The sequence below is a fragment of the Mesorhizobium sp. Root102 genome, assembly GCF_001425625.1.
GTDB lineage: Bacteria > Pseudomonadota > Alphaproteobacteria > Rhizobiales > Rhizobiaceae > Mesorhizobium.
The window spans coordinates 699,690-722,549 of sequence record NZ_LMCP01000001.1; the positions used below are offsets into that span (position 1 = coordinate 699,690).

Annotated in this window: 16 protein-coding genes and 1 pseudogene; 13 read left to right on the forward strand and 4 right to left on the reverse strand. The window is 59.2% G+C overall.

Annotated features, from left to right (window positions below; genetic code table 11):
- Nucleotides 1-80: 80 nt before the first annotated feature.
- The 3 genes and pseudogenes from ASD12_RS03165 to ASD12_RS03175 all read left to right on the forward strand — a co-directional run bounded on the left by ASD12_RS03165 (nt 81) and on the right by ASD12_RS03175 (nt 3,438).
- Complete coding sequence (locus tag ASD12_RS03165; RefSeq protein ID WP_056581832.1) at nt 81-1,061, forward strand: glycosyltransferase family 4 protein; 981 nt, start codon at nt 81-83, stop codon at nt 1,059-1,061.
- A gap of 12 nt (nt 1,062-1,073) precedes the next feature.
- Nucleotides 1,074-1,220 (forward strand): annotated as a pseudogene (locus ASD12_RS03170) (sulfotransferase); the annotation flags it as partial.
- Between the two features lie 25 nt (nt 1,221-1,245).
- The gene (locus ASD12_RS03175) at nt 1,246-3,438 is read left to right on the forward strand and encodes an acyltransferase family protein (RefSeq protein ID WP_056581834.1); all 2,193 of its coding nucleotides are present in this window, start codon (nt 1,246-1,248) and stop codon (nt 3,436-3,438) included.
- Between the two features lie 104 nt (nt 3,439-3,542).
- On the opposite strand, the gene ASD12_RS03180 is transcribed toward ASD12_RS03175, so the two are convergent.
- A complete protein-coding gene (locus ASD12_RS03180; protein WP_056581835.1) occupies nt 3,543-4,421 on the reverse strand; it encodes a sulfotransferase domain-containing protein in 879 nt (292 codons plus the stop codon).
- Between the two features lie 627 nt (nt 4,422-5,048).
- Here ASD12_RS03180 and ASD12_RS03185 point away from each other — a divergent pair.
- Together ASD12_RS03185 and ASD12_RS03190 are read left to right on the forward strand one after the other, a co-directional pair.
- Nucleotides 5,049-7,139, forward strand: coding sequence for a nucleoside-diphosphate sugar epimerase/dehydratase (locus tag ASD12_RS03185; protein WP_244482720.1), 2,091 nt, complete (start codon nt 5,049-5,051; stop codon nt 7,137-7,139).
- Between the two features lie 20 nt (nt 7,140-7,159).
- Complete coding sequence (locus tag ASD12_RS03190; RefSeq protein WP_162252198.1) at nt 7,160-8,608, forward strand: pectate lyase; 1,449 nt, start codon at nt 7,160-7,162, stop codon at nt 8,606-8,608.
- A gap of 512 nt (nt 8,609-9,120) precedes the next feature.
- Here the strand turns inward: ASD12_RS03190 and ASD12_RS03195 are convergent.
- Nucleotides 9,121-10,461, reverse strand: coding sequence for an O-antigen ligase family protein (locus ASD12_RS03195; RefSeq protein WP_056581838.1), 1,341 nt, complete (start codon nt 10,459-10,461; stop codon nt 9,121-9,123).
- Between the two features lie 252 nt (nt 10,462-10,713).
- Between ASD12_RS03195 and ASD12_RS03200 the strand changes: the two genes are divergently transcribed.
- A complete protein-coding gene (locus ASD12_RS03200) occupies nt 10,714-13,020 on the forward strand; it encodes a polysaccharide biosynthesis tyrosine autokinase (protein ID WP_162252199.1) in 2,307 nt (768 codons plus the stop codon).
- A 36-nt stretch (nt 13,021-13,056) separates the two neighbouring features.
- Here ASD12_RS03200 and ASD12_RS03205 read toward each other — a convergent pair whose 3' ends face one another.
- Together ASD12_RS03205 and ASD12_RS03210 are read right to left on the reverse strand one after the other, a co-directional pair.
- Nucleotides 13,057-14,244 (reverse strand): glycosyltransferase family 4 protein, encoded by a 1,188-nt coding sequence (locus ASD12_RS03205; RefSeq protein ID WP_244482721.1) that lies wholly within the window; start codon nt 14,242-14,244, stop codon nt 13,057-13,059.
- Nucleotides 14,245-14,253: 9 nt separating this feature from the next.
- Complete coding sequence (locus ASD12_RS03210) at nt 14,254-15,405, reverse strand: glycosyltransferase (RefSeq protein WP_162252200.1); 1,152 nt, start codon at nt 15,403-15,405, stop codon at nt 14,254-14,256.
- 314 nt (nt 15,406-15,719) lie between these two features.
- Here ASD12_RS03210 and ASD12_RS03215 point away from each other — a divergent pair, with 314 nt between their 5' ends.
- The 7 genes from ASD12_RS03215 to ASD12_RS03245 are packed head-to-tail and all read left to right on the forward strand — an operon-like array spanning nt 15,720 to nt 22,569.
- Entirely contained in the window at nt 15,720-16,985 is a 1,266-nt protein-coding gene (locus ASD12_RS03215; protein ID WP_056581842.1) for a polysaccharide biosynthesis/export family protein, read from the forward strand.
- A complete protein-coding gene (locus ASD12_RS03220; protein WP_056581843.1) occupies nt 16,982-17,644 on the forward strand; it encodes a sugar transferase in 663 nt (220 codons plus the stop codon). The genes ASD12_RS03215 and ASD12_RS03220 overlap by 4 nt, the downstream gene beginning before the upstream one ends.
- Nucleotides 17,641-18,318 carry a PIG-L deacetylase family protein gene (locus ASD12_RS03225; protein WP_056581844.1) on the forward strand — a complete coding sequence of 226 codons (678 nt, stop codon included), beginning with the start codon at nt 17,641-17,643 and terminating at the stop codon, nt 18,316-18,318. The genes ASD12_RS03220 and ASD12_RS03225 overlap by 4 nt, the downstream gene beginning before the upstream one ends.
- Before the next feature lie 22 nt (nt 18,319-18,340).
- Nucleotides 18,341-19,516 (forward strand): DegT/DnrJ/EryC1/StrS aminotransferase family protein, encoded by a 1,176-nt coding sequence (locus ASD12_RS03230; RefSeq protein WP_056581845.1) that lies wholly within the window; start codon nt 18,341-18,343, stop codon nt 19,514-19,516.
- Nucleotides 19,516-20,523, forward strand: coding sequence for a thiamine pyrophosphate-dependent dehydrogenase E1 component subunit alpha (locus tag ASD12_RS03235; RefSeq protein ID WP_156388983.1), 1,008 nt, complete (start codon nt 19,516-19,518; stop codon nt 20,521-20,523). Before ASD12_RS03230 ends, ASD12_RS03235 begins: the two co-directional genes overlap by 1 nt.
- Nucleotides 20,524-20,526: 3 nt before the next feature.
- Nucleotides 20,527-21,459 (forward strand): transketolase C-terminal domain-containing protein, encoded by a 933-nt coding sequence (locus ASD12_RS03240; protein WP_056581846.1) that lies wholly within the window; start codon nt 20,527-20,529, stop codon nt 21,457-21,459.
- Nucleotides 21,460-21,471: 12 nt separating this feature from the next.
- Nucleotides 21,472-22,569 carry a NeuD/PglB/VioB family sugar acetyltransferase gene (locus tag ASD12_RS03245; RefSeq protein ID WP_162252201.1) on the forward strand — a complete coding sequence of 366 codons (1,098 nt, stop codon included), beginning with the start codon at nt 21,472-21,474 and terminating at the stop codon, nt 22,567-22,569.
- Nucleotides 22,570-22,860 lie beyond the last annotated feature (291 nt).

The following is a 22,860-nucleotide window of genomic DNA, read 5'->3' on the forward strand; positions in this document are numbered from 1 at the left end:
TCGCAGCGTTTCTGACACGGGAGAGCCAACCCTTCATGGGTTTGCCTCCTTTGACAACATTGCCCGCGAAAGGAACAACCTTGGGCGGTGTCGCCACCTATTTGACCAGCACGCTACCGCAGTTAAGCCGTTTTATCAGAGAGCAGAGGTTCGACATCATTCATACCAATGATGGGAGAACGCACATCAACTGGGGCATTGCGGCACGGTTTGCGGGCGCCCGACTGGTTTGGCATCATCGCGGCGATCCCGATGCAAAGGGCGCCAATATTCTTGGGCCGTTAATTGCGGATCGCATGGTGACCGTGTCGCGATTCTCGCGGCCGAAGCATCCGATCAGATCCTTCAATGGGCGCCTCAGCGTCATCCACAGTCCCTTCGACCAGCCATCGGTCGTTCCCGATAGGGCCGCAGCCAAGGCCTCGCTTCTGAAAGAGCTCGGCCTCGCACCAGGCACACGCGTCCTGAGCTTCATCGGTGGGCTGATCGAACGAAAGCGGCCGCTCCTCTTCATCGACATACTTGACCGTTTCGTGCGGGAGCATCCGCAAATCCCGGTCGTCGGCTGCGTGTTCGGGAATTCACCTGCGGGCTCGCAAGATCTTGAATCGGCCGCCCGCATACGCTGCTCCGAGCGCGGGCTCGGCCAAGCGGTGCGCTTCATGGGTTTTCGCAACCCGATCGAACCTTTCCTCGCGGCAACGGACGTTCTGGTCGTTCCCGCCATGGGAGAGCCCTTCGGCCGGACCCTTATCGAGGCGATGTTCCTCGGGACGCCGGTGGTTGCGACCGATCATGGCGGCAACCCGGAAGCCATCGAGAATGAGCGGACCGGATTTCTGGTCACGCCGGAAGACGCGGGGGCTTTCATGGAGCCGCTATCGCGGTTGCTGTCCAATCCGCGGCTCTGGGCCCGGATCAGCGACGCAGCCCGTGACCACGCCTTCTTCTCCTACAGCACGCACCGCCATGTCGAAAATGTCATGAAGATCTATGACGGGGCGCTTTGCTCTCGCAAAGCCGGCTTGGCTTTCGATCTAACAAGCGAAATCGGCGGTTAAAGGGATTTGGCAATGCGGGCAGAGGACCTCGACTTCCTTGTCATCGGAGCCGCAAAAAGCGCGACGACCTGGCAGCAGCAGGAGCTTCAAGCCGATCCGGGCTTCAGCACGCCGGATCCCGAGCTGCACTATCTCAGTCGCTTCTATGACCGTGGCGACACCCGAGGGAAGGGCCTCCATTGCCATGAGTGAATTTCGCGAAAAGTCAGCTGCGCTATTGACATATAGCTCCCCCGGCATTGATCGACGTCTGCCTCACGAAGGCCATGATGCTGCTCGCGATGCGAACCAAGACAAGGAAGCTGCCCAGAGTGGGATCGTTACTACGACCCAGGCCGGTCAAGTTGGATATCGCCGCGAAATTGACGGCCTGAGGGCGATCGCCGTCGTTCTGGTGATTCTCTATCATTCAGGGTTTCGCGTCGCAGGCCATGACCCTTTTGCGGGTGGCTTTATTGGTGTTGACATTTTTTTTGTTATTAGCGGCTATCTGATTGGCTCGATTGTACAGCGGGAAGTCATGAATGGGACTTTCTCGTTCGCCAGCTTTTACGAGCGTCGGGCGAGACGGATCTTACCTGCACTGTATACCGTCCTAGCAGTAACGATCCCACTCGCTTGGCTATATCTGCTGCCTGGTGCCTTTCGAGACTATTCAGCGAGCCTTTTGGCAACCGTTTTTTCAGCCTCCAACATATACTTCTGGCATGTCGCGAGCTATGACGCCGCCGACAATCTCTTTCGACCTCTAATTCATACCTGGAGCTTGGGCATCGAAGAGCAATTCTACGTGATCTTTCCTTGCTTTCTCCTATTGACTTGGAAATATGCTCGAAAGTTTCTAACTGTCATCCTATGCTTTGGGCTCGTCGTTTCATTCATTCTTGCGGAGTGGATGACACGGCATTTGCCGGACGCATCTTTTTTTCTACTGCCGCCTCGAATTTGGGAACTAGGGTTGGGGGTGTTTCTGGCAAGACGCGAATTGGCTGGCGGCCGGCTTGTGTCGATGCGCTCTTCACGAGTCGCGCCTGCGGTTGGTTTGGCGCTCCTGATCGTCGCGGTGCCGCTCATGCGACCGCAGTGGCACCACCCAGGACTTGTAACGCTGATCCCGATTGCAGGAACGGCGTTGCTTATCTGGTATACAGGGCACGGCGATCCCATTACCCGAGCGCTTTCCTCCCGACCGTTCGTATTTGTCGGCCTGATATCCTATTCTCTCTATCTTTGGCATCAGCCGATATTTGCTTTCGGAAGAATGACCGCCACCGCTTCCGTCGATGATGCGATGGTGCTTTTTTGGATTTTAGTGTCAATTATACTTGCTATTGCGACCTACCGTTTCGTTGAGATTCCGACCCGCAGCAGAAAGCGAACCAGCAAAAGCGTTATATGGCTGATTGCCTCCCTCGGGGCCGTCTTACTCAGCGGGGGCGGATACTACTGGTATGTCCAAAATGGCATGCCAAGCCGTTTTGCAGACGGTCTTGCCCCGATTGCCGCTGCATCCAATGTAAGCGAGGCGGAGATCTTTCAGAACGGGAAGAGCTGTCTCAACTTTGTGCCTGAACAAGGCCCTTGTACCTTTCATGGCTCGAATCCCGAGGGCTATGCCCTCGTTAGTTTGGGTGACTCTCACGCTCGCACTCTGCTTGGTCCAATGCGGGTCAGCCTCGACAGCTACCGAGATATCGCCTCGTTCACACCGCTCAATCGCGGCGGCTGCGTATTTCTCCTCGGTTTGCAAAGGGTTGACGTGGACCAACCGGGGTGTCCAGGCGACTACAATGACAAGAGGCTCGACTATGTAAGCAGGCTGAAGCGACCGATCGCCGTGCTCTTGTGGCGTCTCCCTATTCTCGTGGAGCAGAGTCGTTATGACAATGGCGAGGGGGGCATCGAGCCGGGCGACGATCATCCGCATTTGGCCAAGCTGGGTGAAACCGGGCCCGCCGATCCGGCTGCAGTCGCCACGGCCATTTCCCACACTGTGGGCACACTTCTGGAACGCGGGGTGAAGGTTGTCTTAGTCTATCCTATCCCGGAGATGGGTTGGAACGTCCCGCAGGTGCTTCTCATGCGGGCCAGACGCCAGAACGATCCTGCAGCTTATATGCAGGCGGAACCGATTTCGGTTTCCTACGAGGATTTCCGCAGGCGAACGCAACGGACATACGCACTATACGATCATGTAGTATCCGATCCAAATCTCGTGCGTGTGTATCCGGAGAAGGTCTTCTGCGATCAACAGCGCTGTTTCGCTAACCAAGGCTCTCAGGTTTTTTATCGGGACGACAACCACCTCAGCGAAACGGGCGCGTCCAAGGTCAATACTTTGATCATGGACGCCATCAAAGAACGGTGGGGGAAATGACGGATGACAGGCGAAGGAAGAAGCGTGGACCTTTCGACGGGTGAGACCTTATGCGACGTCTCAGCACGGAAGCGACAAGGCGGCCCTTGCAGTAGTGCTCGACGCTATGCCTTGCGGTGGTATATTTCGAAATACGGGTCCAAAGAGTTGGCAATTTTCTCATCCAGGTAGGCGATCTCGTCTCTGTCGAAATAGTCAACATAACCACCAATTTTACCACGCCGTACCTTAAAACTGTCGGGGTTCGACTGATCCGTCGGGCGCATTCTTTCGTGGCCGAAAGCGTCTGCCATTTCGATCTTTCGCAAATTCTCGAAAGAGCCAAAGCTTGTCGCTTCATCGAGAATCATTTCCGGCACGCCCTGAATGCCCAGAAAATCCAACGCCGTGCGAAGCGCCGATTTTGGAGCTTGGTGCATATGTTCGTAGGATAGAATTTGAAATGCTTTCACCCTGTCGCGGTTGTGTGCCCAAGCGTTATAGAACGCTATGATGGAATCAATGCTGCCAACATCTTGGACCAGAAATTCACTGATCGTTCCGTCAAACACCTTCATTCGATGCGTTGCGTCGAAATAATATGAAACAAGCACGTCTCTCGGATCCCGAACCAGAAATAGGATTTTTTTTCCTGAATATTTTGACTTGTCGATCTGGATCTCGCCAGGGCGCTTAAGGTTTGGGCTGTCGTCGTGAGAAAAACCAATGCAAGGGATCTTCGACGAGATCTTCCAGAAGTGCTGGATCTCCATTGGATTCTGCAAGTTAAGGCCGTAGTGTTTATCGATGACGCGGCCAACCATAGTGCGTAGCCATGTTCGACCGCATTTCGGGTATGAAAGCACAAAGGAGTCCCGCGACCAAAAGATCATTTGGCGGCGCAACGCTCCCAGGGGACCCGAGTAGCGTATTTTCTTTGGGACAATGGCTTCGCCAAGGAAAAAGGAACCGTCGCGAAGATTGTTCTTCAACCGTCCGAGCATAGAAAGCTTCCTTTGCTAGCATGAGCCTGGCGCATTAGCGTGGTCGATAACGAAGGGGCCGAAGAGCGGGATCGCCGGATCGAAACTCAAGCGACCCATTTTGATCTCCGGTGGGTTGTAGCGTCATTGTAAGCCACTGCGTCATCATTCAAGACATTACGGGCGATCTGTGTGCAAGCCGTTCTCCCAGGTAATAGCATCCTCCTGTTTGCAAGAAATCTCTGCAATTTGGGCTAAAGTCGATCAGCTTGGCACGCTGGTGCAACGGGTCGTGTCTGGCTGGCTGGTCCAGACTGGCGGAAGTACCTCTTTGGATTAACATTGGCAAAGTCCCGCCTGTGGATCCGGTATGTACTCCATGCACAAAAGCATGTGTTGCGTCGAAAGCAGGCAGAGCGCTCCATAGCAACATAAAATCGTAGCCTCGGATCCGAACGACAGCAGGTCAACCTGTTCTTGATTGAACAAGGGAATGGCCGTCGCGGATTGATGTCTGCGAGTTCAATCAGCTGCACATATTCACGCGCCCTCTGGAGCGCGGCGGCTTAGCTTTGTCGAGGTCCTAGGATGAGCCAGTCAGATCAGCCGTTTGAGGCAGTCGGTCCACTTGGAGGCCAATCCCTTTTAATGGCCACTGCAATCGCTCTCGGCCGTCTTGTCAGCAAACCGCGCACAATTGTTCATGTTCTGTCGTACTTGCGTCGACGGGTGATCGGGCGCGCCAAGGCCGTTGGCAAGAATCTTCATCTCTACGTCTTCGATCTGGCGATGGCGCTCGCGGCCCTGTCGTTTGCTTCATTCATGCGACTGGGCCTTGACGGAGATGTCACCAGTCCGGAAAGCTACCATTCGCTGCTTTTCGCACTCCCCTGTTTCCTGCTCACATGCGCCGTGGTCTTCCCGGTGACTTGCCTCTACACCCGCAACTGGCGATATGCATCCGTCGACGACATGCTCGGTATCCTTCGCGCGGTAATAGTCGCATCGCTCGCCTTCGTGTTTGTGATGTTTGTGGCGACACGGCTCGATTCGATCCCGCGCTCGGTGATGGCGATCGAGGTTCTGTTGCTCGTGCCGCTGCTCATCTCAGTTCGAATCCGCTCCAAGCTCCTTGAAGTAAGCCGCTTTGGCCCGGCCGCGAGCAGGGCAAAGAATGGATGCGACATGGTCCCTGTCCTGCTGATCGGTGCAGGCGATGCGGCTGATCTTTATATTCGCGCGCTGCAGCGGGACCCGGATGCACGCCATTGGCCGGTCGGCCTGCTGGAAAGAGGTGCGGCCACCGAGGGCTATTTTCTGCGTGGCGTGCCGATCTTGGGCGACATCGCTGATTTCGACGCGGTGATTAGCGATCTGGAGGGCCGCGGCATCAAACCCCGGCACGTGATCTTCACTGAACGAGTGCCTGGTCTCGTCGACCCAGCGCTCGAAGCGCTGATCGACCGGGCCGAACGTCTGGGCATCGCTGTCTCTCGCCCTGCCCCCGTCCTGGAACTGCGCAATCCCAAACACGAGAGTCGCTTCGAATTGCGTCCGATCGAACTTACCGACCTGCTGGAAAGGCCGCAGGCGGTGCTTGATAAGGGTGCGTTGTCGCGAATGATCGGAAACAGTCGCATCGTTGTGACTGGCGCCGGCGGCTCGATCGGCGGCGAACTTACACAGCAGATTGCCGCGCTTGGTCCGGCCGAAGTGATCCTGATCGATAACAGCGAATACAATTTATACGCCATCGATCTGGAGTTGGCGGAGAAATTCCCGAATGTGCGCCGGAAGCCATATATCTGTGACGTGCGCGACCCTGTTCGCCTGGGCGAGATCTTCCAACGGCATGGCGTCGACCTGGTCTTCCATGCGGCGGCGCTCAAACATGTGCCAATGGTAGAACTGAATCCTTGCGAGGGCGTCCTTACCAATGTCATCGGGACAATGAATGTCGCAGAAGCCGCGCGCCTTTGCGGTGCAAAGGCAATGGTCCAGATATCCACGGACAAGGTTGTGAACACGACCAACGTCATGGGCGCCACCAAGCGCCTGGCTGAACTCTATTGCCAGTCCCTGGACCTCGCTGTTGTCGCCAGTGACACACCGGCCCGCTTCATGACCGTTCGTTTCGGCAATGTTCTGGGCTCAAGTGGATCGCTGATCCCGCTGTTCAAGCGCCAACTTGCCCACGGCGGCCCGCTGACCGTAACCGATATGGAGATGAAACGCTTCTTCATGACGATAAGGGAGGCGGTTGAACTCACCTTGCAGGCATCGGCCCACGGCCTGGAAAAGAGCCTAGGACAGGGCGAAATCTTCGTTCTCGACATGGGAGCGCCAATCAAGATCATCGACATGGCGCGCCGCATGATCAAGCTCGCAGGGTTTCGGCCGGATGAAGACATCAAGATCAAGATTGTGGGATGCCGGCCTGGAGAAAAGCTGTTCGAGGAACTTTTCGACGAAAGAGAAAGACGTGTCGACGTCCCTATTTCCGGGGTCTTGGGTGCCGTGCCCAACCCGGTGCCGCTTGACACGCTGCGCAAGGCATTTTCGCAATTGCGCCGCCTGGCGAGAGCTGGCGACACTACGGGAGTGTTGAACCTTGTTGCGGAGCTGCTTCCCAGCTACCGTCGAGAGGAACCAAAACCCACGGCGGCGCCATTCGTGCCTCATGTGATACTCGGTTCGGCCAAGGCGACCACCACGCCTCCACACGAGGCGGCGGCCTGATGCCCGGCGGGAGCGCTGCCGTGCCAAGACATATTGCCTCGGTTCTGTTCGTTGCGCTGTCGTGCGGTACTGCACTGGCCGGAGCACCTCAACCAACTGTGGCCGAGGCACGGAGCGCGATCGAGCGCGCAGGGGTCTACTTCCGCGATCATCTCGGAGTGGCAGGAACTTATGTATGGAAATATTCGCTTGATGGCCAAAGGAGGGTGGGCGAAGGCGGCGCCGTGCCCACAAGCGTTGGCTGGGTACAGCCGCCTGGCACGCCGGCCGTCGGAGCTGCCTTCCTGCGCATTTTCGAGGTTACCGGCGACAAGCAATGGCTTCAGTCTGCCCAGCTTGTGGCAACGGCTCTCGTCAACACGCAGCTGGAGTCCGGCGGATGGTTTTACAAGATCGAGACCGACCCGCAAAAGGCGGCGACATGGTGCTACCGCGCACTGATGGTGGGCGGTAAAACCTGTAACGACATCAAGGACAACCCGCATCGCAACGAGACTGTGCTCGACGACAACAACACACAGAGCGTGCTGAATTTCCTGATGTGGTTCGACCAGGCGAGCAGCGGTTCGGATCCCCACGTCCGTCTCTGCATCGACAAAGCACTTCATCGATTGATGCGCGTGCAGTATCCAAATGGGGCCTTTCCGGTCTTCTTCAAGGGCGCCGCGCCGGGTGCGGATGTGGAGACAGCCGCCAAGGCAAGTATGCCGGCCAGTTGGTCTCACGACTGGCAGAAGCCTGATCGTCCGCCCTACTTCATCGTCAACGACAATCTCCCCCGCGATATGGGTCGCCTCTTTCTCAACGCCTACCGCACATATCATGATCCCGCATATCTCAAGGCAGCGGAGAAGGTCGGTGATTTTCTGCTTGCGGCCCAGTTGCCCGCCCCGCAACAGGGTTGGGCTCAGGGTTACGATCGTTCCATGCAGCCGGTATGGGGTCGCAAGTTTGAGCCGCCAGCCGTCGTCTCGCGCGAAACCGCCGGCAATATCGATTACCTAATCGAGTTGAACGAACAGAACAAGGATGCGCGGCTGCTGGACGCGGCAGCATCCGCGGCCACCTGGCTGCAGGCGGCGCGCCTGCCCGACGGCAGATGGGCTCGTTTCTATGAACTCAACACCAACCGGCCGGTTTACATTGATGATCGTGGCAAGGTGACCTTCGAGGACAAGAACCTCTTGCAACACTACGGCATGAAAACGGGTGCAGAGATCGAGCCGGTATTCGCTCGGCTGGAGCTTGCCAGGCGCGGCCTGACGGTTTCCAATCAACAGCTGTGGATCAATGCCGCGGATGAGTTGAGCGCTGACGAACTGAGCTCCGAGGTGCGTCACCTCGTCGACAGTCAGGATGCCCAAGGACGCTGGGTCGAGGGCCGGTTTGTCATGGGAGAGGACTTTGTCGACGGGGTGTTCGCTCTCGCTCGTTTTATCTCCCCGCAAGCATCAGAATCGGCGAAGTAGTTTCCGCACATCGCCTGCTCGTCATTGGGTGCCTGGCGCGGATTGACCTTGACCAGTGGCAGTCCGGCCTCGGCGAGATGGCACTCAAACCCGCGATGATAGGGACTTGTCGGCTCGTAGACGATCCGGGTGACCTCGGAGCCGATCCAGCGCATCAGCGCCTTGTGGCCCTTGACCGTGTTGTCGAAGCGGCGGCTCACGGCGTCAGGGAAGCGACAGGCGTCGAGGGCCTCTTTCGAGATGTCGACGCCAATGGTAATCTCGGTCATCTTTTGCCGTGCCTCTGCTTGTCATGCGCAGCTCAAACTGCGCGTATCCGTTTCAGGCCTTCGGGAAAAGACGAGGGTGATCAAACTTTAGCTCGGCCCCTCAAATGGCCAGCGCGTCGACGATCCATCCCTCGCCGCTGACGAGAGAGCTGCTACTCTCTCCCAGCGGTTCATTCTCGCCCCTTCGGCCAAAATTGTCATAAGACAAGCGCGTCGCCTGAATCCGTTCAAACGCGACGCGCTTTAGATCGGCCTGCGTTGGGGAGGCCGCAAACGACCCCGCCCGGAGCGAGCGTCACGAAGGAAGCGTCCGACCGTTCTCGGAACTGGGCCGTCGCGCAGGATCGCAACACTGGGTGCTATCCCAAGCACGAGAGGCACGACAAAGAAACGACTGTAGAGATGCGGCAGCGCATTGGCCAATGCTGCGAAGAGGAGGACCGTGGCCAGCGTGCAAATGGCCGATATTCGTCCTTCGCGAAGCCGGGCAGCGAGCATGCCAATGACTATGCCGGCTACCAGCATGAGCAGAAAGCCGATCAACCCAGCCAGCCCCGCCTCGACCCATATCAAAAGATAGACGTTGTGGACCGGAGCATGCAGCGCGCTGAAAGATCGATACTGGTCGGCACCAATGCCAAGCAGCGAACTGCTGTCCACTTTGCCGATGGCCTCATGAATAAGCCGCATACGGTCTGCAAACGTACCAGCCTCGTCAATGTCGCCACTCTGCAATGCGTTCAGCACACGGCGCTGGAAGATGGGCGGCAGGAAATCTTGGCCCCACGTAACGACGACAAAGAACGTGGCGGTCGACGACGCCGCCAGCAAGATGATACGGCGCCACGAGCCCGTCATGACGACGAAGACGGTGAGCGCAACGACCAGGCCAATCAGGCCGGTATTGGAGCCGGTCAGAACAATACCATACGCAAGGATCGGCACTCCGATCCAGGCCCAGCGGGGCCGTGCACATCCCGAAGCGACCAGCCACAACAAAAGGGGAACCGCGAGTGCAATCAGCGTCGCGCACTCATTTTCACGTTCGACCCAGCCGATAAAACGGCCACTGGGGCTGGTCATGTATGTGCCTTGCTGCTTGAGGATGTCGATGACCAGTACGCCATGCAGGCACATCAGGGCGATCGAGCAGATAAGCGCCTTTGTAAGCAGAACCGTTTCGCTCCAGGGCCTTGACGCCAGCATGAAGGCCAGGAGAAAGTAGGCATACAGATATTGAGCCGAGATGATGAACCCTCGTTGGGGATCACCATTGATCAGGCTGCTGAGCAGCAGCATGCCACACAGCAGTGCCACTCCGGTGTTCCACAGCAGCGTCCCCGCCCCCAAAGGGGCGGGCTGAAAGGATTTCCCCAGGACCATCGCCAAAACGGCCGCCAGAGCGAAGGCATCGCTGGCGGTGAAGTAGAATGTGTCGACACGAAGGATGTTGCACGGAGTGAGGAAGACCGAGGCCATTGCCAGCCAGAGCCCGATCTTGTTGGTCACCTTTGGCAACGACACGGCAGCCGGCCTGCGGTCGGGCTTTGCCCAGTAGCCGCGAGGGAGCCCGGCGTGATTCATCCTCACTCCTGAAATCTACTCGAGAGTTCTTTTTACCAGCCATCATGGACAGGCAGTTCGGTGCATCTGCCAAGATAGGCCCCCGGCCACCTACGCTATCCTTTCGGATAATTCCCCTTCCGGCGACTAAGCCTCTTGAACGCGCTGGCGTCCGTGCATCCGTGTTAAAAACTTGTCGCTTGGGTTGGGTCTCGAACTTGGCTTGAAGACCCGGTGAGACCATCAAGAAACAAACCTCAGGGGGCGCGATCCGTGAGCTTGGTAGACGAAAACAGTGTGTGGAACCGGCTGGGACCATTCCTTCAAGAGCCACTCGAGCCCCAGGAGGAACGGACGTTCGGCGCGCGTGAGCTCTATGGTCTTTTCCGCAGACGCCTCCTCTTGATCATCGGTATCGTCGTTGCTGGCACCGTTCTCGCGCTCATCGCCGCCGTGGAACTTCCCAAGACCTATACGGCTCGTTCGATGATCGTTGTCGAAACCGACGGTTCCAATCCTCTCGACACCGCGCAGGCGCAGCCGAACCAGCAGCCCGACAAGTCGCGGATGGACACCGAGGCGGATTTGATCACCTCTCGCGTGTTCGCCAGCCTGGTCGTCGACAGGCTCGACCTCATCAACGATCCGGACTTCAACACCTACCTGCCGCCAGCCGGCCCTGGCGGGACTTCAACTTCGGATTCGGGCACTGGAGTGCTGTCACAGACCGTCGGCTTGATCGTCGCGATACCGCAAAAGCTATTCGCGCTGGTCTTCGGCGCCGACCCGCAGCATGCTCCATCGCTCCCGCCCAAGAGCGTTCAGCAGGACCGGGCGATTACGTTGTATCTGGCGAGCCTGTCGGTCGATCGCTCCGGCGAAAGCGCGGCGATGACGATCTCGTTCCTCAACGACGACGCCGCGACCGCGGCCAGAATAGCCAATGCAACGGCCAGACTGTTTGTGGAATGGGCCCGTGACAACAAGCGGCAGGATATCAAGGACGCAGTCAGCTTTTTGAGACAGCAGTCGACCGAGCTTGCATCGCGGATTGCCACTATCGAAGGCCAGATCGCCAAATACGCAAATGAACACGGCGTCTCCAGCGATCCGCGCGACGATCTGCTGCGCGCCTCAATCCAGCAGAACAACGAACAGCTCAACACCGCCAGAGGTGAGTACACGCAAGCGCAGGCGCGCCTCGCCCAGGTCAAGCTGGCGGCCAAGACCGGCGACGCGGGCGCCAACGTCGATCCTCTCCTCTCATCGGACTTCCTGACCTCCCTGCGCAATGACGAAGCGACGGCAATGAGGGATCGCGCGCAACTGGCCGGCAACTACGGTCGAAATCACCCTCTGGTCCAAGAGGCCGATGCAAAAGTGGCTGCTGTCCGTGCGATGATTTCTCAAGAGATGCTGCGAACAATCGCAATCCTGGAAAATGAAGTGCGCGTCGACGAGGCCCGGGTGAACCAACTCACCAAAAGCTTGCAGGCATCCAACGAGGAACTGCGGCAGAGAAGCCTCGCGGAAGCCAAGCTGCGTGAACTGAACAACGATCTGACGACCGAGCAGAAGCTTTACGACCTCGTGTCCGGCAGGCTTGGCAGTCTCGATCCGTTCTCCGAAGCGGTCGAGCCCGGCGTGCGCACCGTCTCGGTGGCGGAGGTTCCAACCAGCCCTTCCTTTCCCAAGTTTCGTTTGATGCTTGCTGGCGGTTTCGCCGCGTCGCTTGTCCTGGCTCTGATTCTTGTGGTGACGCTCGATAGCATGGATGTGCGGATACGGGATTTGCGACGGGCATCGAAGCTGATACGTGCCCCTCTGCTGGCGTCAATCCCGCGATTGCCCCGGAAGTTCCTGCGTCCGGCCCTGCCCCCTCTCGAAACCCTGTTGTCAAAACCACGGTCGGCTTTTTCCGACGCTTTCCGATCGCTTTACAGTGCCTGCACCAGGATGAACGGCGGGCGGGGCAAACATGTTGTCCTGGTCACCTCCGGCCTACCCCAGGAGGGCAAGACAACGACAGCCATGGGCCTTGCCATGGCTGCTGGAATGGATGGCGCCTTGACTGCGCTGATCGATCTGGATTTGCGAACCCGCAACCTCCACACCGCCATGGGGCTTGGCTCCGCCAGCAAGACACTCGATGACTATTTGCATGGGGATTGCGGTCTGGCGGAAATCGTCCAGACGCTGCCTGAAATTCCGCAGCTCGATGTGATGGCGCCACCTGCCGGCGACCAGACGTCGCCGGAATTCCTCAACTCCAGCCAGCTTGCTAAGTTGCTGGAGGCGTTCCGGCTCGAGTACGACGTAGTGATCATCGACGCACCGCCTATGCTCGTTCTGGAGGACGCAGTCCGGATTGCTGCCTCCGTGGACACTGTCGTGGTCGTCGCCGCGTGCGACAGCACAACGCAAGAGGCACTCTCCCAGGTTGTCGAGCGTCTGCGGTTCGCCGGCGGCCCATCGATCGGCTGGGTGTTCAACCGGGTGGACCCATTCCAACAGGCTCATGGTGCGTTCCGGAAAGCCTACCTGAGACGGCAGCAGATCCGGCGCTATTTCCCCGTTTGACTGTCGGTGAGCGCATAGCCGATCACGCCCGACCGGTTACAGCCCCATCGCCTCGAGCAGGGTATGGTTTACCTTGTGAACGTCGAAGCGTTCTTCCGCCAGCTTTCTTGAGTTGGCGCCCATTTTCACGGCGAGACCCTCATCTTCAAGAAAGGCTCGCTGCGCCGAGGCCAGAGCCTCCACATCCCGTGACTCGACCAGAAAACCGTTCTCGCCGTCGATGACCGTTTCTTGGCAGCCAGGAGCGTTGGTCGTAATGATCGGCCGCCCCGTCGACAAGGCCTCCAGCGCGCTGCGAGGAATACCCTCGCGATAGTAAGAAGGCAGTACAAACACCGTGGATGCGGTCAGATAGGGACTGACATCGTGCGTTTCGCCGAGATACTCCACGGCTCCTTCCCTGGTCCACTGGTCCATTTCGGCTTTCGAGATGGAGAGAGGACTGGGATCGAATGGCCCGAGAATCTGGAAACGCGCGGCACGGTGCTTGGTCTTCAGGATGCGCGCGGCGGCGGCAAACTCGGCGATCCCCTTTTCGCGAAGCAAGCGGGCAATCAGAAGGAAGACGGGAGGCCCCGACGGTGGACGGCTGGCGGCGAACAGCGTCAGATCGACCCCGGAACCTGGAACCCTTATCACCGGCGTCGTCGCAGAAACCATCCGATGGCCTCGGATGTCGGAAGCATCGGCTTCGTTGTAGGCGAAAACAGCTTCGCAACCGATCAGGGCCGAGCGGTAAAGAGCAATGCTCAGCCGGCGCAGAACAGTTGCGCGCAGTCCGGTGACGCTGCCGCTGAATATGAAGCCAAACCCTGTGAAGAGTGCGAACCGCCGAGGTACTCCTGCAAGTCGGGCCGCCAGTCCCCCATAGATGATAGGTTTCATCGTGTACGGCAGGACGATGTCCGGAGCCAGGCGGCGCATTAGCCCGTAGAGCGCCTTGAGCGTTTGCAGATCTGCCAGCGGATTGGTGCCTGTCCTGGCCATTGGAATCTGTTGGAAGTTCACGCCAATCGCACCCAGCTTGGCGATGGCTTGTTCGTCATTATCGGGGGCGAGTGCGATGACCTCGTGCCCGGCGGTGACCATAGCTTTCAACAATTCGAGGCGAAAATTGACAAGCGAACGCGTCAGGCTGGCGATGACGACGATCCGCTTGCGGCGCATCGCACCATCCACGGCAGCAGGAAAATGATCTCTTCCACTCGCATGCGCAACAACCACCAGTTGCTCCTATCGGACCGAGATATGGCGGCGACAGCCGAGAGCTGTTCCATAAAGTTCCAGGTGCCGATCGACGTAAAGCGACAGTGAGAAGTTCTCCATGACCCGGCGACGCGCTTGTTGGCCCAAAGCGCGTCGCCCGGCCGGTTCAAGGCCGACAAGCCTGATCAGCCCAGCGGCCAGTGCTTCACTGTCTCGGGGCGGAACGACCACTCCACTGTTGCCGACGAGCCAGCCTGAGTCACCGACTGCCGTGACCACCGCCGGTACGCCACATGCCATGGCCTCGCCGACGGCAAGGGAAAAAGCCTCGCCCCAAGCTGAACAAAGCGCGTAGATATCGAAGCCTGGCATGAGGTCGGCAACGTCACTGCGGATGCCCGGCGTTGTGATCCGGTCGTCTATACCGAGCTCACGGGCGGCGACCCGCACCGGGCCGTCGACATGCCCCTCCCCGATAAACACGCCCTGAACATCGTACCCCTGGGCCAGGACACGGCTTATAGCCCGGACCAGGCTGATCTGGTCCTTCATAGGATGAAACCGTGCCACATGGCCGATGATCAGCCGTCCGGCTGGCAAGCCGAACAGATGGCGCAGTTTCGCACCGGCGTCGGCCGAGGGAGAGAATTGATCACAATCCGTGCCATTCGGGATAACCACCCTGCGACGCGGATCAAAGCCCAGACGCTCGTGATCGTCGGCGGCCACGCGTGAGCAATACGAGATCGCGCTAGCGCGACCCGACAGACGGGCAGAGAGCCGGATCAGATGGCGCGTCAACGGCTTCTCGTCGGCGAGATCGCGAACTGTGTGATGGATGCTCCAGATTACCGGCGAGAAATTGAGCCCCAGCACCGAGCCTAACGTTGCCGCGACGTTGCCGTGATACATCCATCCATGAAGCAGATCGGGGGCGGCCCTGCTTATCGAGCGCGTCAGCCGAAAGACATCGCGCGGACGCGGGCGTTCCGTCATGTCGAGCGATGCGAGCCCTGATTTTGTGTACTCCACCTGTGCGGCCAACGGCCCGGGTGAAAGCAGCGATAGAACCGAAGACGAGAAGCGGTTTTGGTCGACCTGGCCAAGAAAGCGGGCAAGCATGACCTGGGCGCCGCCAACGTCGAGACTGGTTATGGTGTGAAGAACACTTGTGTGCACGCAAGATTCCCAGCTGTCTGCGACGCCCCACCGCGAGGAAGCGTTCAATCGGCCGACAGTATCCAGTCGCACCATACGTTGGTTGAGGCCGACATCCAGTTAGCCAAATTGGGTGGGAACGAGACCTAAGGTTACCACTGCTCCACCAAAGGTATGACTCATTGTCCTCGCGCAGGTGTCGCTAGGGTCTTCACAGGAAATTTCTGTGGCGGGCTATCATGGTGTCTTGTTGCAATGCGACGCGGAGCCGGCGATCGATCGGCACCTGGACCAGTGCGTTCCTTGCGAAAGCGTTGGGACGTACAAGGATTGCGGTGCCCGCGATTGCGGCGATCCTGGCTTCCCAGATTGCTGCCTGGGCCGCGGCCAACGATGGCTACAGGCTTTCGGTCGGCGATGTGGTGTCATTTGACTTCATTGACGATTCGCTGCCTGCCGAACAGCTGACCGTGGCCAGCGATGGAGCGGTCAACATTCCGCTGATCGGCAGCTTTGAAGTTGGCGGCCTTACGGTGCCGGACGCCTTGAGCCATATTCGTAAGGCGTTCATCGATCGCGAGTTGTTCAATGACCCGCATATAGCCCTAGCGGTGGTCAGCTTCCGTCCAATTTTCGTCCTTGGGGACGTCAAGGCGCCGGGCTCGTTTCCTTATCAACCAGCACTGACTGTAGAGCAGGCGGTGGCGCTCGCCGGCGGCCAATCGACCGGCGGAGCCACTGCCGAGGACCGCGTCGTGACGCGCGCCCGGCTGCGCGGAGCGCTTGACGAAAGCGTGGTGGAGATCGCCAAGGAAGCAATCGCTGCCGCGCGCATCAAGGCCCAGTTGGCAAACAGCGACAAGATTTCGGAACTGGATATGCCTGACAAGGTCAAGGGCCTGATGAACGCCAATCTGATCGCAACGCTGCTTCCGACGGAACAGCGCATCCTTGAGACAGATCAACACGCTCTGACCACACGTCGCAAGCAGCTCTCGGCGGGGATCGACGAGGTGAATGTCGCCCTCGCCAACATTCAACAGCTTTCGGAGATACAGAAGACCGTGATCGCTTCATCGCAAGCCGATCTCGAGCGCGTCAGGGCCCTCAACAAAAAAGGGATCGTCACGCTTACAGACCTCTCGAACGCCGAGCGCGAAGCGACCACGCAGCAATCGCACCTGCTTGAAATCTACAATCAGGCGTCAACGGTGCGCCGAGAATTGAGCCAGTTGCAGCGCGACCTCGATGACGCCACCCAGACCTGGACGCACACCGCGCTGACCGACCTCCAAGCCCACAACTCTGAAATCGAACGCCTGATCGCAGTTCGCGAGTCGACCGAGGAGCAGATCCTGCTGCTGAGCTCACTTGCCGCGGAGCAGACACGGACCAACAACACCATCGCGTTCACTTACCAGATCCGCCGCAAGCTGAACGGCCAGATCGCCACCAAGGTGGCGACCCTCGACGATGCGGTTGCGGCCGGGGACACGATCTTGGTGTCGATAAACCGCCTGGACAATACCTTGGACCTGGCAAGCAGTCTGGACGCACCTTTGGCGGCTCCCCCTTCCGTCCAGGTCGGACCGTCGCAATGATCGGCCTCAGCAACCCGATCGCTCGCACCACCGAGTGGACTGCACGAGTGCCGATCGGCCGGGCGATGCCCAGCAGGATCGCCTCGGTAGTGCTTTTGGTTCTCAGCCTGCCGCTATGGATCGTGGCTGCCACGGTTGTCTGGGCGAGTGTGGGCCGTCCACTATTCTTCCGGCAGATTCGCAGCGGACTGGGAACTCGCCCCTTTGTGATCTGCAAGTTTCGTACGATGCACGAGAGGCGAGATGCAGATGGCGCACTGCTCCCTGACGCTTTGCGTGAGACGTCCGCCACCCGGCTGATGCGCGCCACCCGTATCGATGAGCTGCCTCAACTTCTCTCCATAGCCAGAGGCGACATGGCGTTCATTGGACCACGCCCGTTGCTCCCCGCCACCGTCGCCGAATTCGGCGAGCTGGGGCGTATTCGCTGTACGGTCCGTCCAGGCTTGTCTGGCTGGGCACAGGTGAACGGCAATACCCGCCTCACCAACAGCGAAAAGCTGGCGCTTGACCTCTGGTATGTGCGCAATCGCAGCCTGTGGCTCGATCTGCAGATACTGATTCTGACAGTCCTGGTGGGACTGTTTGGCGAGCGCGTTGACCGCCGCCATGTCGATCACGCTATGAAGGCGATGCCCGCCGGGACGGTTCGGTCATGAGCCCAGCCATCGGTCGACTCCTGGTGATCGCGCCACATCCTGACGATGAGGTTCTGGGGTGTGGCGGCACGATAGCCCGGGTCGCCGCGGAAGGCGGAGAAGTCCATGTTGCGGTGGTCACGCGAGGCTGCCCACCTGCCTTCACCGAGGACATGACAGAACGGGTTCGCTGCGAGGCAAAGAGGGCCCATGCTTGTTTGGGCGTGCGACAGACGCATTGGCTTGATCTGCCTGCCGCGCAGATTGCCCAGACACCACACTCGACCGTCAACGCGACGTTGCAAGCTCTGCTGCAGGAGGTCAAGCCGGACACGTTGCTTATCCCCTTCGTCGGCGATGTTCATATGGATCATCAGCTGATCTTCCTGTCGTCGCTGGTTGCGGCTCGTCCCACCCAGTCCCACTACGCACGGACGATCATGGCCTACGAGACCGTGTCTGAGACGAACTGGAATGCACCCTATGTCACGCCGAGCTTCGTGCCGAATGTCTTCCTAGACATCGAAGCGACACTCGAGCGCAAACTCGAAGCTGCGTCGATGTTCGGTTCGCAGATGAAGAATTTCCCGCACGAGCGTTCGATCGAAACATTACGGGCGCTGGCGATTGTCAGGGGCACCGCTGTCCATCTGAGGGCGGCCGAGGCCTTTGTCCTTCTGAGAAATGTCATGTGAATTCTAGCTGGAGTGTTCCAAGATGAAACGCTGGCCGATTTATGATGAAGAACAGATAGCCGACGTTGTGGATGTCCTGCGGTCTGGCCGGGTGAACGCCTGGACCGGCGACCATGTGAAGACCTTCGAACGAGCCTATGCGCGCAGCCTCGGCCGACGCCATGCGGTGGCTCTGGCCAATGGCTCCCTCGCGCTCGACCTTGCAATGAAGATCCTCCATATCGGCGCCGGCGACGAGGTGATCGTAACGCCCCGCAGTTTCGTCGCATCGGCCGCTTGCGTCATGTTTGCCGGTGCAACACCTGTCTTCGCGGATGTCGACCCGACATCGGGCAATCTTTCCGCTGAAACGATCGCGCCGAAGATAACGGCGAGAACCAGGGCGGTCATTGTCGTCCATATCGCCGGATGGCCGTGCGACATGGCGCCAATCATGGACCTTGCAAAGCGCAGCGGCATCAAGGTCATCGAAGATTGCGCACAGGCGCATGGAGCCGAATACACCGGACGACCGATCGGCTCCTTCGGTGACATCGCGGCGTTTTCGTTCTGCCAGGACAAGATCATCACGACAGGTGGCGAGGGCGGACTTGTCGCGATGGACGACAGGAAATTGTGGCTCGCCGCGTGGAGCCTGAAGGACCACGGCAAGAACTACAATGTGGTCTTTGCCCCGCATCGGCCGACCGGGTTCCGCTGGTTGCATGACAGCGTCGGCACGAACTGGCGCATGACGTCCATCCAGGCCGTGCTTGGTTTGCGGCAGCTCGAACGTTTGCCGGACTGGGTTCGTCAACGCGAGCGCAACGCCAACATCTGGATAAGGACGCTTGCCGATTTGCCGATGCTGCGCACGCCCCGGCTCGATCCGGCGCACAGGCATGCCTGGTACCGATGCTATTTCTATATCAAGCCGGAAATGTTGTCTTCGGGATGGTCGCGGGACGAGCTGATTGCAGCCGTCAATGCTGCAGGCGTTCCATGCTTCTCGGGTAGCTGCTCCGAGATTTATCTGGAGCATGCCTTCGCGGATGCTGGCGTGGCACCGGCGGAACGACTGCCAGTCGCGCGGCAACTGGGTGAAACGAGCATCGCGTTCCTGGTCGACCCGTCCTGGACGATCGAGGAGACCACGGCGGCGGCGGCGACGACGCGCTCCATCCTTGTTGCGGCTTCGCGCCAGCTCGAGGCGGCTTGATGAACGAGCTTGCGATCAGGAAAGATGGAGACATTCCAGCGTCTTCTTTTGGAGAGCTGAAATTGGTGCCGTCTTCAGCGCTACAGAACCTTACCTTCCCTCAAGCAGAAAGGACGCTGCTCGGGTTCGAATTGCCGACTGTGGCCCGACTTTATCAGCAGATGATCCTCATCCGGCTCGTGGAGGAGCGCCTGCTCGAGCTTTTTTCCCAGGGTCTCCTGTTCGGCACGACGCACACATCCATTGGACAGGAGGCCAATGCTGTGGGGGTGGTCAACGCTCTTGACCGGGATCGCGACATTGTCTGGAGCAACCACCGCTGCCACGGTCATTTCATTGCCTATTCGGGTGAGGTCGAAGGCCTGATCGCCGAGATCATGGGGCGTGTAACAGGCATTTGCGGAGGGCGCGGCGGCAGTCAGCATCTGTGTTTCCGCAACTTCCACTCGAATGGGATCCAAGGAGGCATAGCACCCGTGGCGGTTGGCTGCGCGCTGGCACGAAAGGATGAGGGCGCCGTGGCAGTGGTTTTCCTGGGCGATGGCACGATGGGCGAGGGAGCGGTTTACGAGAGCTTGAACCTCGCTTCGGTTTTTGGTGCCCCCGTGCTTTTTGTGGTCGAGGATAACGAAATCGCCCAAACCACTCCAAAGAGTCTCACCGTTTCCGGATCGATCATCGCCAGGGCTGAACCCTTCGGCATCCGCACGTTCGCTTATGACGGCAATGATCCCGTCGAAATATGTGAGCTTGCCCAAGAGGCGGTAGGCTATGTCCGCGCCGAATCCCGCCCGTGCTGGCTCTATTTACGGACAGAACGGATTGGTCCTCACAGCAAGGGAGATGATACCCGGCCGGCCTTGCGGCTTGAGCAGGCTCGAGCCCGGGATCCCATCCCCCCGATGCGCCGGCGCGTTGCGCATTTCGAGGAGATCGATGCCTTCTGTCGATCTGCCGTGGACCGCGCAGTCGAATCCGCAGCCGCGGCTGCCCTGGCGAGAGGCTGACCCATGCGCGTCGTCGAATCGATCAATCGCGCGCTACATGATCTTATGGAAGCCGATCTCCGCCTGGTGATCCTGGGGGAAGACATCCTCGATCCCTACGGCGGCGCATTCAAAGTCACCAAGGGCCTCTCTTCGGCCTATCAGGATCGTGTCTGGACCACGCCGATCAGCGAGGGCGGCATCGTAGGCATGGCGGCGGGCATGGCTCTCAAGGGCAGGCCTGTGATCGTCGAGCTCATGTTCGGAGATTTCATCGCCCTTGCTGCCGACCAGATCATCAACCACGCAGCCAAGTTCCGCTGGATGTACAACGATCAGGTTGAGGTGCCGATCACTATCCGCGCGCCCATGGGTGGACGGCGCGGCTACGGGCCGACGCACTCGCAAAGTCTGGAAAAGCACTTCTGCGGCGTGCCCGGTCTCACCGTGTTTGCAACGCATGAGTATGCGGATCCGGGTGCGCTGCTACATCGAGCTCTCGCGTCTCGGTCCCCTCACCTGATAATCGAAAACAAGGTCATGTATTCGAGGCCGGTGCTCGGTGCGGGTGCCCTTCCACGTCCGACGGATTCGGACGTCGTGATCCTGACATATGGGGGTTGCGTCGAGCACGCGGTTGCGGCCGCAAACAAGCTCGCTGAAGAGGAGGAAATTGCAACCACCGTGGTGGCCGTTGAACAGCTCTCGCCCTTTCCTTGCGTGGAGGTCCTAAGCCAGGTCGGCCACTGCAGCCGCGTTCTCGCCGTGGAGGAAGGCTCTCCCGGCTGGGGCTTCGCGTCTGAATGCGCACGCGCTCTGATCGGTCGGGTCAAGCACTTCAGCGCATTGGCCGGGCCGGACCACCCCATTCCCTCGAGCCGCGAATGGGAGGATGATCTGCTGCCAGGCGTGGACGCCATCCAGGCGGCCTGCATCGATCTGTTCAAGAAGGGCTAAGCTTTCATGAGTGTGCTTGTCGAAGCCCCGCGGGCTAACGCCAACGAGGACAATCTTCAGCTGATCGAGATCAGGGTCGTGCCGGGTGAGAGGGTAGAGCAAGGAGCTATCCTCTTTGTACTTGAGACCACGAAGGCTGCCGTCGAGGTTGAGGCCCCCGAGGCAGGGGTTATCGGCCGGCTCGACGTCAAGATCGGCGATTTCGTCGCTGTCGGCTCAACGCTGTGCGAAATCGTCGACGAAAATGCGAATGCCGAATCCGGAACGGCCAGCCCGGCCAGTGTCGCGGTCAACGAGATCGCGATAACGGCCAAGGCCCGGAAGGCCGCGTCTGAGCTCGGGGTCGATCTTGCGGATGTCAGTCCCTCCAACGGCCGGATCGGCGAAGCCGAGGTGCGCGCGGCGGCCAGCCGCCGATCCGAGGTCGTAGCCGCGGGATCGGACGGGACGCGGTCCGTCGTTCCTTCCGCGTCGATGCGGCGGGCTGTCATCATCGGCGGCGGCGGCCACGCCGCCTGTTTGATCGATGCTCTCGATGGGTCCGGATACGACATCCTCGGTTGCACCGATCAAGCTCTGCCCGCTGGCCACCAGGTCTGCGGTGGCATTTCGGTGATCGGTACGGAAGAGAGCCTGGAGCGTCTGCTCGCCGAAGGCGCGCGCTACGCCTTCATCGGCATCGGGGGAGCCCAGTCCAGCGAGGCGAGGCGGGCAATGTTTGAACGCGCCTTGGCCATGGGCTTCGTTCTGCCTCCTGTGATCCATCCATCCGCGATCGTCTCCAAGGCGACCAGGATCGGAGATGGCTGCCATATTCTGGCCGGCGCGAGCATCGGTCCGCGCTGTACGATCGGCAACAACGTCATCGTCAATCAGGGGAGTATCGTCTGCCACGACAGCATCGTGCAGGACAATGCGCACCTGACTCCGGGCGCCATCCTCGCCGGCGCGGTGAGTGTTGGGGCCATGACTGTCGTGGGAATGGGCGCAACGGTGCTGCTGGGCGTCCAGATCGGCTCCGGCTGCCTGATCCACAATGGCGCGCATATCAGCGCAAATGTCGGAGACAATACCATCGTTGACGCTCAGGGCCGCCGACATCTCCGCTAAAGCGATTTCCAGGAAAGTGTGAAACGGCTTTCTGCGTTTCCGTTCAAACGCGACACTTTGGAGCCTTGTTGGAACTTCAGGCGCCTTGTCGCAAAGCTCTTGCAAGCATCGGCACGAGTGTCTCGGAACCCGGGATGTCGAGGTGGTGGCTGTCAAAGAACAGCAGTTTTCCGCCCATCATGACAACACACCGTTCCTGCGGACAAAGTGCCTGCGCCGGATAAACGCGAACGAGCCGCGGATGTTGGGCCAGCCTGTCCAGAACGCCAAATGCAATCCGCTGCCGCTCCC

Coding starts and splice junctions, on each gene's coding strand:
- ASD12_RS03175 (WP_056581834.1), top strand. CDS start 1,246: ATGAGTGAATTTCGCGAAAAGTCAGCTGCGCTATTGACATATAGCTCC.
- ASD12_RS03180 (WP_056581835.1), bottom strand. CDS start 4,421: ATGCTCGGACGGTTGAAGAACAATCTTCGCGACGGTTCCTTTTTCCTT.
- ASD12_RS03185 (WP_244482720.1), top strand. CDS start 5,049: ATGGCCACTGCAATCGCTCTCGGCCGTCTTGTCAGCAAACCGCGCACA.
- ASD12_RS03195 (WP_056581838.1), bottom strand. CDS start 10,461: ATGAATCACGCCGGGCTCCCTCGCGGCTACTGGGCAAAGCCCGACCGC.
- ASD12_RS03220 (WP_056581843.1), top strand. CDS start 16,982: ATGATCGGCCTCAGCAACCCGATCGCTCGCACCACCGAGTGGACTGCA.
- ASD12_RS03225 (WP_056581844.1), top strand. CDS start 17,641: ATGAGCCCAGCCATCGGTCGACTCCTGGTGATCGCGCCACATCCTGAC.
- ASD12_RS03230 (WP_056581845.1), top strand. CDS start 18,341: ATGAAACGCTGGCCGATTTATGATGAAGAACAGATAGCCGACGTTGTG.
- ASD12_RS03235 (WP_156388983.1), top strand. CDS start 19,516: ATGAACGAGCTTGCGATCAGGAAAGATGGAGACATTCCAGCGTCTTCT.
- ASD12_RS03240 (WP_056581846.1), top strand. CDS start 20,527: ATGCGCGTCGTCGAATCGATCAATCGCGCGCTACATGATCTTATGGAA.